An 18301-nucleotide genomic window follows, 5' to 3' on the forward strand; every position below is an offset into this window, starting at 1 on the left:
GTCTGCCCCGGCATAATTAAAATAGCGACAACTGATTCTGATCCGGTAATGATTCTAAGCATCCATGCTTATCAAGATATTCGATAATGGTTTTTGAAACTTTTCCGCGTTGTTGTAAATCTTCTTTTGATAAAAACTCCCCTTCTTCACGGGCTTTTACGATATTAAATGCAGCATTCGTACCTAAGCCAGGAATAGAATTGAAAGGTGGAATCAATGAGTTCCCATCAATCACAAATTCAGCCGCTTTGGAACGATAAAGATCGACCCTTTGAAATTGGAAGCCACGCTCAACCATTTCAAGAGAAATCTCTAATACCGTTAACAAACTTTTTTCTTTCGTGGAAGCATCTAAACCTTTTGCATTTATCTCATCTATTCGGGATCGAATCGAATTTGTACCGCGTACCATTGCCTCTAAATCAAAATCTTCGGCTCTGACAGTGAAATATGCTGCATAGTAAAACAACGGCATATGAACCTTAAAATAAGCAATCCTCACTGCCATTAAAACGTAGGCAGCTGCGTGCGCCTTTGGAAACATATATTTAATTTTTTTACAAGAATCTATATACCACTCAGGGACATTTTGATTTCTCATTTCTTCTTCCATTTCAGGCTGTAGACCTTTACCCTTACGTACAGATTCCATTATTTTAAAAGCAAGGGACGGCTCAAGTCCTTGATAAATTAAATAAACCATAATATCATCACGACAGCCAATTACTTCAGGAAGTGCACATGTTCCATTATGAATTAGCTCCTGTGCGTTTCCGAGCCACACATCCGTCCCGTGTGACAGCCCAGAAATTTGGACTAGTTCTGAAAATGTTGTTGGTTTTGTGTCTTCTAACATTTGTCTAACAAATCTTGTACCAAACTCCGGTATACCAAGAGTACCTGTTTTACACATTATTTGCTCTTCTGCTACGCCCAATGATTCTGTATTACTAAATATCTTCATAACTACAGGATCATCAGTCGGAATGGTTTTTGGATCAATCCCGCTTAAATCTTGAAGCATACGAATCATGGTTGGATCATCGTGTCCGAGAATATCCAATTTTAAAACATTATCATGGATAGAATGGAAATCAAAATGTGTGGTCTTCCATTCCGATTCTCGATCATCAGCAGGGAATTGAATAGGTGTAAAATCATACACATCCATATAATCAGGAATAACGATAATTCCGCCTGGATGCTGCCCTGTTGTTCTTTTTACACCGGTACATCCTTGAACTAGACGATCGACTTCAGCACCTCTTAATGTTAAATTATTATCTTGTGCATATCCTCTCACATATCCATATGCTGTTTTATCAGCAACGGTACCAATCGTTCCTGCACGATATACATAATCCTCACCAAAAAGAACCTTCGTATAATTATGTGCTCGCGGTTGATATTCACCGGAGAAATTTAAATCGATATCCGGAACTTTATCCCCTTTAAATCCTAGGAAGGTTTCAAAAGGAATATCATGTCCATCCTTTTTATATTTTGTACCACATTCAGGGCAATTTTTATCAGGTAAATCAAATCCCGATCCCACCGAACCATCATTGAAAAACTCTGAATGCTTACATTTAGGGCAGACATAATGTGGAGGTAGAGGATTAACCTCGGTAATTTCTGTCATTGTTGCGACTAATGATGAACCGACAGATCCACGTGACCCTACTAAATAACCATCATCCAATGATTTTTTTACAAGCTTATGGGAAATGAGATAGATAACCGCAAATCCATGACCAATAATACTTTTGAGTTCTTTTTCTAATCTAGCTTCCACTATTTCGGGTAGATTTTCTCCATAAATGCTGTGTGCCATTTCATAGCTCATACTGCGTATTTCATCTTCTGCACCATCAATTTTTGGTGTATATAAATCGTCTTTAATCGGTTTAATCTTCTCAATCATATCGGCAATTTTATTCGTATTCGTAATGACAATTTCCTTTGCCTTTTCCGATCCTAAAAACGAAAATGCTTCTAACATTTCATCTGTTGTACGAAAATGAACATTTGGCAGCTTATGACGATTAAGTGGGTTAGCTCCAGCTTGAGAATTAATTAATATTTTTCTGTAAATTTTATCTTCCGGATTTAAATAGTGAACATTCCCTGTTGCTACGACTGGGATATTTAGTTTTTCACCTAGCTTAACAATATTTGAGATAATAAGCTCTAATGATTTTTCGTCTCGAACTAACTCTAATTCGATTAAATGAGCATACACCTCTTTAGGATGAACCTCTAAATAATCATAAAATTTCGCAACCTCTTCCACCTCATCTGGAGCTTTTTGCATCATTCCCTCAAATACTTCTCCTTTATCACAAGCAGAACCGACAAGAATACCTTCTCGATATTTTTGAAGCTGTGATCGTGGAATTCTTGGAACGCGATAAAAATAATCGATATGTGAAAGTGATATTAGCTTAAATAAGTTTTTTAACCCAGCTTCCGTTTGAGCAAGCAAAGTACAATGCGAAGGACGTGCACGTTTATACGCCCCACCTTGTCCCATATGTTCATTAAATTGATCATGATACTCTATCCCTTGATTATTTGCGTCTTTTAATAATTTGATTAAAATGTAGCCTGTAGCTTCCGCATCATATATTGCACGGTGATGCTGTGTTAATTCAATATCAAATTTTTTCGCTAAAGTATTTAAACGATGATTTTTAAATTCTGGATATAGTAATCTAGCAACTTCTAAAGTATCGATAACAGGATTAGTGGCTTTAGGTAAGCCAATCTTTTGATAACCAACATTGAGGAATCCCATATCAAAGGAAGCATTGTGAGCAACTAAAATATCATCCTCCGCCCAATCTTGAAATTTCCGCAAAACGATATCAACATCCGGCGCGCTTTCTACCATCTCATCTGTAATTCCCGTTAATTCGATGGTTGTATTTGATAGCCGATGGTGAGGATTCGCAAATGATTCAAAGCGATCGATAATTTCACCATTATGAATTTTAACTGCAGCTAATTCAATAATCGTATCATAAACAGCAGATAGTCCAGTCGTTTCTACATCGAAAACGACAAATTTATCGTCGCTTAATAAACGATGCGCATCATTATATGTGATTGGAACGCCATCATCAATGAGGTTTGCTTCAACCCCATATAAAATTTTAATATCATTTTTTTTACCAGCACTAAATGCTTCAGGAAAGGATTGTGCAACTCCATGATCTGTTACTGCAATAGCAGTATGACCCCATTTTTTAGCTTGACTAACTAAATCACTAACTGGTGTCACTGCATCCATTTGACTCATTGGTGTATGAAGATGCAGCTCTACACGCTTCTCATTCTCGGGAGCTTTGTCCACTCGCAGCTTCGGTTTAACTTCATTAATATCATTTGCTATCATCACGAGGTCTCGGACAAAGGTATCATTTTGAATGCTGCCTCTTGCACGGACCCACATACCTTTTTTCACCTGATTTAATATTGCGGCATCTTCTTTATCACGTGAAAACATTTTTACAAGGATAGAGCTAGTATAATCTGTAACTTTAAAAGTTAATAATGTTCGACCACTTCGAAGTTCTTTTGTTTCAGCTGCAAAAACATAACCTTCAACAGTTATTCTTCTCTCTTCATCATAAATTTCTTCTATTCGTCGGAAGGTATCGTCTTCTTTAATTGTTAAACCGATCATTACTGGACCATCTTGAACCTGTGATTCATTAGTTTCAGTATCTCGTTTTTGCATTTCCATCACTGCTTGTTTTGCTCGCTCTTCATCTTCTTTTTGCTTTGCTTCAATAAATTTTTTATATTCATCATTTTCCGCATTTTGGCTAATGATTGTATCAAGCATAAATTGAGAGAACCCTACATTTTGATAGATATTCGAAATCATTTCTCCATACTTTTGTTTCAATGTCCTTGCTTCTGTATCATTTCTTGCTTGAATAGTCAGCTTATTTCCTTTTAATTGTGGAACTTGTTCATTTAGTAAAGAGAAGAGCATTGGAGAAATTCCATCAAGTTTTTTAATACAATGATTCCAATAATCCACTACTGTCTCTTCCAAAACAGAGGGATCCAGTACCCGGATAGTAAAATCTATCTGTGCAATATGATGGAAAGTATGCTGTAACTGAAGAGAAAAACGACTGAAAAGCTCAAAAGGCAATACCTTATCAAGTACAAAATAGAAATGCCAGCGCTTTGTTTTCCTTTCCACAACAAGTTTTTCTATTTCAGCATTTAAAAAAGAGTGATGTACTTCCTCATCTGTCATATTAAGCTGTTCTAATAATAAACGAAATCTTTCTTTTTTGTCGTCGGGATTACTTGACATGTTTTCCTCTCCCTTCCTTATGTTTTGTATTCTATTTTTCCCATTAGCCTTTTAAGAATAAGAAGCAACCGGCTAAATGTTCCGATTGCTCCTACTATTTTAAAGAAAAAATCTTTGTATATCATTCCAAGTGACTATAATCATCAACAGCATTAACAATGCAAAGCCGATGAAATGAACCATCCCTTCCTTTTGACGATCAATTGGTTTACCTCTTAATGCTTCAACACCAAAGAATAGTAAACGGCCGCCATCCAAAGCTGGAATAGGTAATAAGTTCATTATTCCTAAATTTATACTTAAAAGTGCTGCCCATTTCATTAAATACGTAATTCCGGATTTAGCAACTACTTCGGTTGATTTGTAAATACCAACAGGTCCGGACAACATATCAATTGAAAATTGACCAGTCACTAACTTACCTAACATCCGAAAGATTTCAACTGTCCACTGATAAGTTTGTTCAAACCCATATGTTGCCACTTTTAAAGGAGATTTAACAACTGGATTATTTACACCTATCCTCCCTATTTCTTGACCTTCCACTTTTTCAGGTTTTGGAGTAACTGCAATATCCATCGTTTTATTATTTCTTTCAATAGTAAACATCAATTCTTCTCCAGGATGTTTTTGAATGACCTCTACAATATCTCCCCAACTAGAGATTTCAGAACTGTCAATACTAATTACTTTATCTCCCGCATGCAGTCCAGCCAATTTTGCTGCACCATCATTTGTCAATTTCCCTAGCATCGGATCATTTACGGGTACACCTTGAATGATTGCTAAAATTGTAAATATAACAATGGCTAATACAAAATTCATTAATGGGCCTGCAAAAATAGTCATTGCTCGCTGACCTAAAGATTTTGAGGCAAACTGTCTATCCCAAGGGGCAATCTGAGTTTCAGTCTGGTCTTCGACAATTACAGCGTTTTTCGTTAAAGAAAAGGTTTTTAAGCTATCTTCATCCCCTTCTTCATAGCCTTTAATCGTGAGTTTGTGATCAAAATCCGCCTCTTCCACTTCAAACAGGCGGATATTGGGATATCTATTTTTACCGTTTATGATAACTTTTTCAACTTGTTCTTTTTCGTTAAAGAGAAGTCCGACCCGCTGGCCCGCTTTTAATTCAATCATTTCCTGGTCTTCTCCAGCCATTCGGACGTATCCGCCTATCGGCAAAAGTCTTATCGTATAAAGTGTTTCATTCTTTTTAAAAGATAAAACTTTTGGACCGAATCCAATCGCGAATTCACGACATAAAATTCCTGCCCTTTTAGCGAAATAAAAATGCCCAGCCTCATGAAAAAACACTAATGCGCCAAATATAATAATAAACGCGATTACAGTAGTCAATTTGTAAAACCACCTTTTTTAGAAGAGTGAGTTTATAAATACTCTAGTTTCTTGATCAATCTTATTAATTGTGTCCAAATCGGGATGCTTAATCACAGTATGCCTTTCTAATGCATTTTCAATTAATTCATCAATTTTTAAGAATGAGATTCTCCGATTTAAAAATGCACTTACTGCTGCTTCATTCGCTGCATTTAATACGGTTGGTAGAGTTCCTCCTACCTTACCTGCCTCATAAGCTAATTTTAAGCAATAAAAACGGTTAAAATCCATTTCCTCAAAATGTAATTTCCCTATTTCTGCTAAATTTAATCTACTTCCATTTTGTAATGGAAGCCTCTCAGGATAGGAAAGAGCATACTGGATGGGAACCCTCATATCAGGTGAACCTAACTGAGCTTTAACACTTGTATCCTGAAATTCTACCATTGAATGGATAATACTTTCTCGATGTAGCAATACATCAATTTTTTCATATGGAAGTTTAAAAAGCCAGTGCGCTTCAATAACCTCTAAACCTTTATTCATCATTGTTGCTGAATCTATTGTAATTTTTGCTCCCATAGACCAATTAGGATGGTTTAATGCTTCATTAATTGTAACATTTGTTAACTCCTCACGACTTTTATCACGGAAGCTTCCTCCGGATGCAGTAATGATAAGACGTTCAATCGGATTATTTTCTTCTCCTTGCAAACATTGGAAAATAGCGGAATGCTCACTATCAACTGGAAGAACACTTACTCCGTTTTCTCTAGCTGCATTCATTACTAAATGTCCTGCTGTAACAAGAGTTTCTTTATTCGCTAGAGCAATAGTTTTTTTGGCACTAATGGCTTGTAAGGTAGGAAATAAACCAACACTTCCCATCACAGCATTCACTAATACATCAGACTTTCCATAGACAGCTGCTTCTACTAAACCTTCTTCACCGTAAGAGAAACGAATATCACTGCCAAATTCTGATTTCAAGCTTTCATAATCGTCTCGATTTTTAACAACTACGAATTCTGGATTAAATTCATCAATAATTTTTCTGGTTAGAGCAATATTTTGCCCAACGGACATAGCAACTAAGCGGAATTTATCCGGATGATTTCGAATTACATCTAATGTTTGTGTTCCAATCGATCCAGTTGCACCCAATAAACTAATATATTTCATTTGTTCAACTCCTAAATAAAACCCTATACAAAAATATTATTTTAGATTAATCAATTTACTAAATGAAGTAAATTGATTAATGGCCATACAAATAGCAGGCTATCAAAACGGTCTAAAATTCCTCCATGACCAGGAAGAATCGTACCTGAATCTTTAACTTGATAATGTCGTTTATATGCAGATTCAACTAAGTCACCCAATTGTCCAAATACCGCTAAAATTGCAGATACAATGAGAAGCTTAATAATAGAGATATTGATGTCAGAGAATATAAAGAAGAGAATTCCAACAATAATTGCACAGATAATTCCTCCTAATGCACCCTCTATTGTTTTATTTGGACTTATTTCTGGCCATAACTTGTTTTTTCCCATTGCACGTCCAATAAAATATGCTCCTGAATCAGTGGCCCATATGATAAATAAAGAATATAAAATATATGTAAGACCTGACTCGGAAGATCTCGTTTCAACAAAGTAATAAAAACCCATACCTACATATAGTATTGTAAGCAATAAAAAGGATATATCATCAAAAGTTGTTTTATTTTTCGTAACAACTGTAAGGATTAAGAATATTAATATAGCTATAAATATATATTCTAATTTTGTATATCCCAAATTCTCAATTACTTTAATATATTGCTTAGGAACTAAAATAATCCATAATAGTATTAATGAAATGATTCCTTGAAATGAAAAAATTGACATTTTCCTCATCTTTAGAAGTTCATATAAGGCAACTGTCCCCATCAAATATGATAATATAACTAACGGTAGATTTCCATATATTACAATGGGTATGAATATTGCTGCTGCAATAATTGCAGTTATAATTCTTTGCTTCACTTTTGATTTCCCTCACTTTGTAAACCGCCGTATCTTCTTGATCTCCGCTGATATTCTTCAATTGCATTCAATAGATCATCTTCACTGAAATCCGGCCATAACACATCTGTAAAAACGAATTCAGTATATGCCAATTGCCAGAGCATAAAATTACTTAACCGAATTTCACCACTTGTACGAATTAATAAATCTGGATCTTTGTATTTGTTTGACATTAGGTAATTAGTAAATTTTTCTTCGGTTATACTTTCTTTATCAATTATACCACTATCGGCATCATGTAAGATATTTTGTACTGCATTTAATATTTCATCCCTGCCGCCGTAATTAAGTGCAAAATTTAAAACTAAACCAGTATTATTGCGGGTATCGTCTATTGCATTTTGAACAACATTCAATGTATGTTCAGGCAGTCTTTCTTTATGACCCATCATTTGTACCCTTACGTTTTCTTCAACTAACTCTGGTAAAAAAGTACCGAAAAATTCTTGCGGAAGCTTCATTAAATAATCTACTTCCATTTTAGGCCGGATCCAGTTTTCTGTTGAAAATGCATAAAGGGTCAAAACTTCAATTCCAAGTTTATTGGCAAGACGTGTAATCGGTTTTACCCTTTTCGTTCCTTCATGATGTCCTGCAATACGGGGCATCGCACGTTTGCTAGCCCATCTACCGTTGCCATCCATAATAATTGCTATATGTTTAGGCAATTCATGTTTTTTTATGTTTTCTATTCTTGCTTCAATATTTTGAGTTCCTTTAGAAGTTTTTCTCAACTTCAATTTTTTTAACATATTTGGCCCTCCACTGGAATGCTACACTATAAAATCTTCATATAATATGATAACAAAAAAATGCTCGAATTTCTTTATTTACATAAAAATATGTTCTATTTGCGAGTTCTATTATAAATAATATATTCATGTTTGAGTAGTTTTTCATTATTATATGTATGTTTTGGCCATTTGATTTTAAGTTAAAATAAAAAAGGCTGACCCAATAGTCAATTGTCAGACATTTAAGGGTCAGTCTATTTTATTTTACACTTCTAAAATATCTTTTTCTTTCGTTTTTGTAATTTGATCAACTTTATTTATATGTTCATCCGTTATTTTTTGTACTTCGTCCGAATAGCCGCGAAGATCATCTTCAGAGATGTCACCGTTTTTTTCGAGCTTTTTCAAATCATCATTAGCATCTCGACGAATATTTCGAATTCCTACCTTTGCTGCTTCAGCTTCCTTTTTCACTTGTTTAACAAGCTCCTTACGACGTTCCTCAGTAAGCACTGGAATAGCAAGACGGATTAATGTACCATCATTATTTGGAGTCAATCCTAAATCTGATTTTAATATAGCTTTTTCAACATCAGCAACAATCGATTTATCATAAGGCTGGATAACAAGCAATCTTGCTTCAGGAACAGATACGGAAGCTATCTGATTAATCGGTGTTGGTGCCCCGTAATAATCAACCACAATCCTGTCAAGTAGAGAAGCGCTAGCTCTTCCAGCTCTAATCGAACTTAATTCACGAGTATATGCTGAGATGGCTTTCGACATTTTCTCTTTTGTATTAGAAATGATTTGTTTCGGCATTATTCTTTCCCCCTTACAATTGTACCTATATTTTCTCCCATTATAACACGTTTAATATTCCCCTTCTCCATAATTGAGAAGACAATAAGAGGTATATCATTGTCCATGCATAAAGATGAAGCGGTAGAATCCATTACTGCTAAACCATTTTTGATGACATCTAAATAAGTTAATGTATCATATTTAACAGCATTTTCATCTAATTTCGGATCTGCAGAATAAACTCCGTCCACATTATTTTTTGCCATTAAAATTACTTCAGCTTCAATCTCAGCTGCTCTTAATGCAGCTGTGGTATCTGTTGAAAAATAAGGATTCCCTGTACCTGCTGCAAAAATGACAACCCGTTTTTTCTCTAAATGTCTGATTGCACGTCTACGGATATATGGTTCCGCAACTTGTCTCATATCAATTGATGTTTGAACACGAGTTTCAACCCCATTTTGTTCAAGGCTATCTTGAAGTGCAAGTGAGTTCATAACCGTTGCTAACATACCCATATAATCAGCAGTAGCACGATCCATCCCCATCTCACTTCCGATTTTACCGCGCCAAATGTTCCCCCCGCCAACAACAACAGCCACTTCAACACCTAATTCTGCAAGTTCTTTCACTTGTTCTGCAACAGATTTAATTACTGCAGGGTTAATTCCAAAACCTTGTTCACCTGCTAGTGCTTCACCACTAAGCTTTAAGACTACACGTTTATATTTTGGGGTGCTCATCGTGGACCTCCAATTTTTTAAGTATGTAATATATTTTCATTCAGTAATATTTCATCTTTAAAAATAGGGAACACAGAGTGCTCCCTATTTTTAAAAATATTACTTCTTAACTTGACTCATTACTTCTTCAGCAAAGTTATCTTGACGCTTCTCAATTCCTTCGCCAACTTCAAAACGAACCAAATCAACAATTGTTGCACCATGAGATTTAACAAATTGGCCAACTTTTTGATCAGGATTCTTAACAAATGTTTGGTCCACTATACAAATTTCTTCAAAGTATTTACTTAAACGACCTTCAACCATTTTTGCAACGATATTTTCTGGTTTACCTTCATTTAATGCTTGTTGAGTTAGAACTTCGCGTTCATGTTCAACTTCTTCTTGAGATACTTGGTCACGTGAAATGTATTTAGGATTTAACGCTGCTGCATGCATTGCAACATCTTTAGCAACTGTTTGATCATCAGTTCCATCTAACACAGCTAATACACCAATACGTCCACCCATGTGAAGGTATTCGCCAAAAACACCATTATCTGACTTAGTTTTCACTTCAAAGCGACGAAGAGTGATTTTTTCACCAATTTTTGCAATAGCTGCATTAATAGTATCAGCAACAGTTGCGCCATTTTCCATTTTTTGTTCTAATGCTTCTTCAACTGTTGCAGGCTTGTTTTGTAATAAATGTGCTGCAAGTTCTTTTACAAGATTAATAAATCCTTCGTTTTTTGCAACAAAATCAGTTTCTGAGTTAACTTCTAAAATAACAGCATCATTTCCGTTACTTGAAATATAAGTAGTACCTTCAGCAGCAATACGATCTGCTTTTTTAGCAGCTTTAGCAATACCTTTTTCACGAAGATAATCAATTGCTTGATCCATATCACCATTTGTTTCAGTTAGGGCCTTTTTACAATCCATCATACCGGCACCTGTTTTTTCACGTAGTTCTTTAACCATTTGTGCAGTAACTGCCATGAGATGTTCCTCCTTTAATTATATGTAAGCTAATAAATAATTTTTGCGACCTAATTCTTAAAAAAAGGTGATAAGGATGAAGCCTTCTTATCACCTTTTCCAAACATTTTACCATTACGCTAATAGAAATTTATTATTCTGCAGCAACAGCAGCTGTTGTTTCTTCTTCTTCACCTTGTTTAACTTCAATAATTGCATCAGCAATTTTACCTGTCAATAACTTTACAGCACGAATAGCATCATCATTAGCAGGGATTACATAATCAATCTCATCTGGATCACAGTTTGTATCAACAATACCAACGATTGGAATGTTTAATTTACGAGCTTCAGCAACTGCGATACGCTCTTTACGAGGATCAATGATGAAAAGTGCATCAGGTAATTTTTTCATATCTTTAATTCCGCCAAGGAATTTTACTAAACGTTCATGTTCTTTTTTAAGTTGTACAACCTCTTTTTTCGGAAGAACTTCAAAAGTACCATCTTCTTCCATCTTTTCAATGGCTTTTAAACGCTCAATACGTTTTTGAATGGTTTCAAAGTTAGTTAAAGTACCACCTAACCAACGATGATTAACGAAGTACATACCTACACGTTCTGCTTCTTCTTTAACAGATTCTTGAGCTTGTTTTTTTGTACCAACGAAAAGAATGTTTCCGCCGCCAGCTGCAAGCTCTCTTACAAAGTTGTAAGCTTCTTCAACTTTCTTAACTGTTTTTTGAAGATCGATAATATAAATGCCGTTACGCTCTGTGAAAATATATTTTTTCATTTTTGGATTCCAACGGCGAGTTTGGTGACCAAAGTGTACACCAGCTTCTAGCAATTGCTTCATAGAAATTACTGACATTTTATTTCCTCCTAATGGTTTTTGTTTTCCTCCGCTTCATTCATTTCTAAATAAAGACTATTGGATTTTGCCGAGTTTCGGATCTTATTCCTAATAGCACCCTCTATTTAAATCCTGAAGCGTGTGTAATAACACCATGAAATAATATAGCATATAAAAGAGTGTCAATCAAGTTAATCTGAATTTTTTTGTATGAATTTTAGAATTAAGTCGATTTCTGTTTTTCCTTTATTTAAATTTTGAGCAATTTCGTCGATGGTTAAACCTTTTTTAGATAAAGAAACAACTTGATCTTGAATGGAAAGCGGTTCTGTACTCTTGAGTTCTTTTGTTTCTGGTTCAGAAGAAATTGCGGAATCATTGTTCAGATCTATTTTATTATTATAAGATTTTACTGCATTTAGTCGCTTATATGCATGAGGAATCATCTCTTCAATGTTGTCTTTTTGTTTGTCTGCCTTTGTTGTATTAGATTGAGTCGTTTTCAGTGGTTGTATCGTACTCTGTATTTTTTGAAAACTATTCAATCTCTCAATAAATTGTTCATTCTCTTCCTTTAAATCTTCTAGATAAGCTGTAAATACATCTTCCATTTCCTTCATGGCTTGTTTTTGTGAAAACTCCATTGCTGTAAATCGATTTTGACGTAAGTATAGTATAATAATCGCAAATATTGTAAATAAGTTTATAATAACCGAGAAAAAAAGAATAATTGTTGTCATAATTGATCCCTATTGTTTTTCTATTAATTTTTTTAGTTTAAATAATGCTTTCGAATGTATTTGTGAAATTCTTGAAGTGGATAAACTCATAATCTCCCCAATTTCGGTCAAGGTCAATTCTTCATGATAAAATAAACTTAATACCAATTGCTCTCTTTCTGATAATAATGAAATGACTTCTGTTAGTTCTTTTATCCGTTCATTTTTTACTAACTGTTCTTCTGGACCTAGTGTTTTATCATCTTTTAAAACAAAACTTTTACTTTCTACATCCTCTAATTCATTTACTTGTTCATCCATCGATAGTATGTTGGCAAAAAAATGCTCGTTTACTGTTTGATACACTTCATCCTCAGTTAATCCAAGATAGTCCGCAACTTCCTCGGCAGAAACGGTCCTCATATATTCTTGTTCTAGATGCTCAATGGTCGTTTCAATTCTTTTTGCCTTTTCTCTTGTACCTCTTGGCAGCCAGTCTTCCTTCCTTAATCCATCAAGAATAGCTCCTCTAATTCGGAATGAGGCATATGTATCAAATTTAAGATCACGAGATGCATCAAATTTATTTAATGCATCAAATAATCCTAACATTCCAAGACTTTTCAAATCATCCTTTGAAACGTTTCGAGGAAGTCCTACTGCAATTCTATGTACATGATATTGAACAAGCGGCAAATATTTTTTAACTAAAACATCACCAGCGTGTGTATCACGGGAAAGTAACCATAAATCCCAATATTTTTTTTCTTCAGTAGTTTCTTTATATGTCATAGTTCCCCTCCTCGAAATGTTCGATTTTTTTAAATATCTTTTTTTCCTTGGTTTACAGTACGAATATGTAAAATCGATGTTACTGGATCAAATTCAATGGTTCTACCACTATTTCCTCCAGTATCTTCTGCTACAATCTGAATATTTTCTTTTTGTAAGGCTAATTTTACAGCTGCTACATTTCTTGGACCAATTCTCATTGTTTCATTTGAAGAAGAAAAAGAGAACATTTCCGCTCCGCCAGCAATTTTTGCTTTAAGCCTATACGGTTTGCTCCCCTCTTTAATTAGTTTAGACTTAAGTTCGTTTATTGCTGTATCGGCAAATTTTGCTTTATTTATCATTTGAGAATTTTTGGCGATTTTCGAATCAGGTAACATGATATGTGCTAAGCCAGCTAATTGTTCAGTTGAATCGTAAAGGATAACGCCTACACATGATCCTAGTCCAGTTGTTCGGATTGTATTAGGTGGACGGACGATATTCAAATCGGCTATCCCAACCTTAATGACAGTTTCCATCATCAGTTCACTCCCAGCGCTTGAAAGATAATCTGAAAGGATTCTGGATTTGGGAGAAGAAAAAAATGTCCGTTTACACTTGATAATGAATCTGCTTCATAAAGAGCAGTATCTATAACAATAGCAAAATCGCTTACTTGAGATATCTCTAGTAACCCATAACTAATAATAGCTCCAAACATATCTACACTTAATGCTGGTATTGAGGGAAATAAATCTAGCTGGGTAAAATCGGATAGAGCAGTTAAATATGACCCAGCCATGATATTTCCAAGTTCATGAGCTGCTGATATCCCTATTTCAGATGGCGGAGTTGCATTAAATGAAAATGATGGATCTCCAATCATTTGTCTTATAAAACGCTCTCCTTGTTCAATAGGAAGAATAAAAAACATATTCCCATTGGCGTCACCTTCAATTTTCAAAAAAACACTTAGTACTACATTTTCAGATCCGCCAACAAGTTCCATCATTTCATCGAAAGGAACTATTCTTGCGCTCGGTACCATCATCTCTATTTTTTTATTCAGAAGCGTAGAAAGGGCAGTCGCAGCATGGCCTGCTCCAATATTTCCAATTTCCTTTAAAATATCTAAATGTGTTTGTGATAATCTTTCATTTGTTTCCATGGGACATTAACTCCTATTTTAGTGACTTAGCACTTGTTCTAAATTGATTAATAATAATAGTCGCTTATCCACTTTTGCTACACCGGAAATATATTCTGCTTTAATCGTATCAACCACTTCAGGCTGTGGTTCAATAATGTCTTTTGAAATATCTATAACATCATTTGCGGCATCTACTAATAATCCTACTTCCATTTTGTCTATGACTGTAATAATAATCCGTGTATTCTCATTAGGTAAAATTTTTCCTATATTTAATCGTTTTTGCAAATCAATAATAGGTAAAACCACACCGCGTAAATTAATTACACCTTTTACAAAACTTTCTGCTCGAGGAACTCTAGTAATATGTTGTACCTTTTCTATTGAACGTATATGTTGAACAGGAATAGCATATTCTTTATCTAATAATCGAAAAACAACTAGTTTAACATTTTCCGTTACTAATGTACTTGTCATTCCCTACACTCCAATCGCTGTTAGAGGAATCAACCTCTTTTTAAAAAGACTGTTTTCGTAAAGATTGTTTCTATTGCGTAAAAAACAAAACTCTAATATACCAACAATACGTGGCATTTTTTCTAAAAATTTTTCTTATCTATTCTCATGCAAAGTAGATTTTTCTATGGCTATTAGTTTAAAAACAACAAAGTTTAGAAAAAAGCCTTTAAATTAATTATTTTATCAATGCGTTGCAATCAACAATTAATGCGACTTGTCCGTCACCAAGGATTGTTGCTCCTGAAATTGCAAATACATTTGTTAAATAGTTTCCTAATGACTTAAGAACAATTTCTTGTTGACCGATAAACGAATCCACCACTAATGCTGCTACTTTATTCCCTTTTCTAACAATTACAACAGAAAGATACTCATTTTCATCTTCTATATCTGGAACATGAAATACCTCTTTTAAATTAACAAGTGGAACAATATTCCCTCTAAAATCAATCACTTTTTGATTATGTGCATTCAAAATATCGCTTTGTTTAATAATTGCCGTTTCAATAATTGAAGAAAGCGGGACTGCATACTTTTCCTGACCTAATTCCACTAACAAGACAGAAATTATAGATAGTGTTAATGGCAGCTGGATGATGAATATCGATCCTTTCCCTTCGGTGGAATCAATATTGATTGTCCCACCTAACGATTCAATTGTAGCTTTTACTACATCTAAACCGACACCTCTCCCAGAAATATCCGAAATTGTATCTGCCGTAGAAAACCCGGAAGCTAATATTAATTCGAACACTTGTTTATCTGTTAGATTCTCAGCCTCTTCTTCACCAACAATACCTTTAGATAATGCTTTACTTAATACTTTTTCCCGATTAATGCCTGCGCCATCATCTTCAATTTCTATAAAGACATGGTTGCCGCTATGATATGCCTTTAATATTATTGTTCCCTCTTCAGGTTTACCTTGGATTCTTCTTTTGTCTGGTGTCTCAATACCATGATCAATTGCATTTCTCAGCAAATGCACGAGTGGATCGCCGATTTCATCGATAACTGTTCGATCAAGCTCTGTTTCTGCACCAATGACCTCTAGATTAATCTGTTTCTGTAAGTCCCTTGCTAATTGCCTTACCATTCTAGGGAATCGATTAAATACTGTTTCAACAGGTACCATTCGCATATTCAAAATAATATTTTGTAAATCACTTGAAATTCGAGTCATCCTTTCAACTGTCTCATCAAGTTCCGAATGGTGAAGCTCCTTCGAAATTTCTTCTAATCTTCCGCGATCAATAACAAGCTCTTCAAATAAATTCATTAAACTATCTAATCTTTCAATGTTCACTCTGATCGTTTTACTATGGCTTGCGGAATTCGAAGCAGCCTGTTTATTTTCTTTTTGTTTTTTCGATGATGATATATCTTTATCTGTTTTTTGATTTTCTACTATTATATTTGGGTCTGTACTTTCTTCTTGAAAACCATTCACATGATTGATTTCATTTACTTGAACATCTTCTATTTCTGAAACTTTCATGATTTTTTTTGTAATTTCTTCAGATGACTCATTTGTAACTATAGTTACCGAAAAGGAATGATCAAACTGTTCTGCTTCTAATTGATCTACTGTCGGAATTGATTTAATAATTTCTCCGCATTTTTCCAAAACTTCAAAGCTCATATATACTCTAGCTGCTTTTAGTAAACAATCAGGTCTTATTGAAATGGTCATCTCATAGCATTTATATCCTTGATCCAATGATTGCTGAATAATTGTTTGTTCATATGGGTCATAACTATTAATTAGTTTCTGACCATCAGTTGTAACCGCAGCAGCAACTTCTTGCATCGCTTTTTCTACTTCCGCGCTTCCTCCGACTTCTATGATGTGAAGTTTTTCAATAACATCTGAAACATCTTTTTTTCCATCTCCACCGGTTTCAATAGACTCAACCATTGTTTCAAGGTTATCAACAGCTAAAAAAACGACATCTAAAATCTCCGGAGTTACAACAATTTTTTCATTACGAATGGCATCTAGAACATTTTCCATTTTATGGGTTAAATTTGCTAAATCTTCAAAACCCATCGTTGCAGACATCCCTTTTAATGTATGTGCTGAACGAAATATTTCATTTACGATTGATAAATCTTGTGGACTCTTTTCTAAAAGTAATAGCTGTTCGTTACAGGATTGTAGATGTTCTTTACTTTCCTCGATAAATATCTCTAAATATTGACCCATTTCCATTGATCCCACGCCCTTCTATTCCATATATTTCATTATTGTACTTGCAATTTGCTCAAGATCATTAATGTCATCTACTAAATCAGTGGCTATTGCAGATTTCGGCATTCCAAAAACGATACAGCTATTTTCTGATTCTGCAATCGCTTTGACTCTTCCGTTCTTTTTGAGTTCGACCAATCCTTTCGATCCATCAGATCCCATACCTGTTAAAACGACCGCAATCTTATCGTAATCAGTTAAATTACTGACAGAGGAAAACATAAAATCGACTGATGGTCTATGCCCCTTAATAGGTGGTGATTGATCCAGGCAAATAGAAACATTCGAACCGTATTTTTTTAATGTGATATGGTAATTTCCTGGTGCGATATAAGCTGTGCCGTTCTGTAAAATATCCCCATCTTCAGCTTCTTTTACATGAATATTACTTAAAGTATTTAAACGATTAGCTAACGATTTTGTAAATCCAGCTGGCATATGTTGAACGATGAGAATTGGAGCTTGAATAGAACTTGGCAAAGCAGAAATCACTTCCTGCAAAGCCCTGGGCCCACCGGTTGATGAACCTATACAAATAATTTTTTTTCGATTTTTATCCCAATTTAAATCAATATTTTGTTTTGTATGTATAAAATCATTTCTTGCAACAGATAACCTATGAATATTAGTTATATTTACCAAACTGGCATTTTTTACTTTATCTATTAATTCAATTTTTATTTTTTCTAAATCAAGAGAAATTGGACCTGAAGGTTTAGCCACAAAGTCAATGGCACCATTTTGCATAGCGGTTATCGTATTTTCTGCCCCTACTGTTGTTGTGCTTGATAACATAATAATCGGTATTGGTTTCTCCTTCATTATCCTTTCCAGAGCATCAAGACCATTCATAATAGGCATTTCTATATCCATTGTTATGACATCTGGCCTAAAGCGTCTCGCCTTTTCAATTGCGTCAAGACCATTTCTAGCTATTCCAACAACATTTATTTGCGGGTCTTCTTGCAAAAATTCAACTATTAACTTTCTCATAAATGCAGAATCATCAACCACAAGTACATTAATTGACTTCATAACCCGC

The 18301-nt window shown here is 34.6% G+C and carries 16 protein-coding genes; all 16 read right to left on the reverse strand.

All coding sequences use genetic code 11. The features are described from left to right. Positions 1 to 16: 16 nt before the first annotated feature. The 16 genes from ACQKP0_RS05740 to ACQKP0_RS05815 all read right to left on the reverse strand — a co-directional run bounded on the left by ACQKP0_RS05740 (position 17) and on the right by ACQKP0_RS05815 (position 18294). Positions 17 to 4336 (reverse strand): PolC-type DNA polymerase III, encoded by a 4320-nt coding sequence (locus tag ACQKP0_RS05740; RefSeq protein WP_427404854.1) that lies wholly within the window; start codon positions 4334 to 4336, stop codon positions 17 to 19. Between the two features lie 99 nt (positions 4337 to 4435). Further along, positions 4436 to 5695, reverse strand: a complete 1260-nt coding sequence (gene rseP, locus ACQKP0_RS05745; protein WP_427404855.1) for an RIP metalloprotease RseP — start codon at positions 5693 to 5695, stop codon at positions 4436 to 4438. Positions 5696 to 5713: 18 nt separating this feature from the next. Continuing rightward, complete coding sequence (gene dxr / locus ACQKP0_RS05750) at positions 5714 to 6859, reverse strand: 1-deoxy-D-xylulose-5-phosphate reductoisomerase (protein WP_427404856.1); 1146 nt, start codon at positions 6857 to 6859, stop codon at positions 5714 to 5716. Between the two features lie 50 nt (positions 6860 to 6909). Next, a complete protein-coding gene (locus tag ACQKP0_RS05755) occupies positions 6910 to 7707 on the reverse strand; it encodes a phosphatidate cytidylyltransferase (protein WP_427404857.1) in 798 nt (265 codons plus the stop codon). Further along, positions 7704 to 8501 carry an isoprenyl transferase gene (locus ACQKP0_RS05760; protein ID WP_427404858.1) on the reverse strand — a complete coding sequence of 266 codons (798 nt, stop codon included), beginning with the start codon at positions 8499 to 8501 and terminating at the stop codon, positions 7704 to 7706. The genes ACQKP0_RS05755 and ACQKP0_RS05760 overlap by 4 nt, the downstream gene beginning before the upstream one ends. A gap of 246 nt (positions 8502 to 8747) precedes the next feature. After that, on the reverse strand, positions 8748 to 9305 hold the full coding sequence (gene frr, locus ACQKP0_RS05765) for a ribosome recycling factor (protein WP_427404859.1): 558 nt from the start codon (positions 9303 to 9305) through the stop codon (positions 8748 to 8750). Continuing rightward, complete coding sequence (gene pyrH, locus ACQKP0_RS05770) at positions 9305 to 10030, reverse strand: UMP kinase (protein WP_427404860.1); 726 nt, start codon at positions 10028 to 10030, stop codon at positions 9305 to 9307. The genes frr and pyrH overlap by 1 nt, the downstream gene beginning before the upstream one ends. Before the next feature lie 99 nt (positions 10031 to 10129). Next, the gene (gene tsf / locus ACQKP0_RS05775) at positions 10130 to 11011 is read right to left on the reverse strand and encodes a translation elongation factor Ts (RefSeq protein ID WP_427404861.1); all 882 of its coding nucleotides are present in this window, start codon (positions 11009 to 11011) and stop codon (positions 10130 to 10132) included. Between the two features lie 133 nt (positions 11012 to 11144). Next, the gene (gene rpsB, locus ACQKP0_RS05780) at positions 11145 to 11864 is read right to left on the reverse strand and encodes a 30S ribosomal protein S2 (RefSeq protein ID WP_427404862.1); all 720 of its coding nucleotides are present in this window, start codon (positions 11862 to 11864) and stop codon (positions 11145 to 11147) included. Positions 11865 to 12037: 173 nt separating this feature from the next. Beyond that, positions 12038 to 12586, reverse strand: coding sequence for a hypothetical protein (locus ACQKP0_RS05785; protein ID WP_427404863.1), 549 nt, complete (start codon positions 12584 to 12586; stop codon positions 12038 to 12040). Positions 12587 to 12595: 9 nt separating this feature from the next. Beyond that, a complete protein-coding gene (locus tag ACQKP0_RS05790) occupies positions 12596 to 13357 on the reverse strand; it encodes a FliA/WhiG family RNA polymerase sigma factor (RefSeq protein WP_427404864.1) in 762 nt (253 codons plus the stop codon). 29 nt (positions 13358 to 13386) lie between these two features. Then, a complete protein-coding gene (locus ACQKP0_RS05795; RefSeq protein ID WP_427404865.1) occupies positions 13387 to 13878 on the reverse strand; it encodes a chemotaxis protein CheD in 492 nt (163 codons plus the stop codon). A gap of 2 nt (positions 13879 to 13880) precedes the next feature. Further along, positions 13881 to 14507 carry a chemotaxis protein CheC gene (locus tag ACQKP0_RS05800; RefSeq protein ID WP_427404866.1) on the reverse strand — a complete coding sequence of 209 codons (627 nt, stop codon included), beginning with the start codon at positions 14505 to 14507 and terminating at the stop codon, positions 13881 to 13883. Between the two features lie 18 nt (positions 14508 to 14525). Then, positions 14526 to 14966, reverse strand: a complete 441-nt coding sequence (locus ACQKP0_RS05805) for a chemotaxis protein CheW (RefSeq protein WP_427404867.1) — start codon at positions 14964 to 14966, stop codon at positions 14526 to 14528. Positions 14967 to 15183: 217 nt separating this feature from the next. Continuing rightward, positions 15184 to 17220 (reverse strand): chemotaxis protein CheW, encoded by a 2037-nt coding sequence (locus ACQKP0_RS05810; protein WP_427404868.1) that lies wholly within the window; start codon positions 17218 to 17220, stop codon positions 15184 to 15186. Between the two features lie 15 nt (positions 17221 to 17235). After that, on the reverse strand, positions 17236 to 18294 hold the full coding sequence (locus ACQKP0_RS05815; protein WP_427404869.1) for a protein-glutamate methylesterase/protein-glutamine glutaminase: 1059 nt from the start codon (positions 18292 to 18294) through the stop codon (positions 17236 to 17238). Positions 18295 to 18301: the final 7 nt, after the last annotated feature.

The organism is Heyndrickxia sp. NPDC080065, assembly GCF_050281185.1.
Lineage (GTDB): Bacteria > Bacillota > Bacilli > Bacillales > Bacillaceae_C > Heyndrickxia.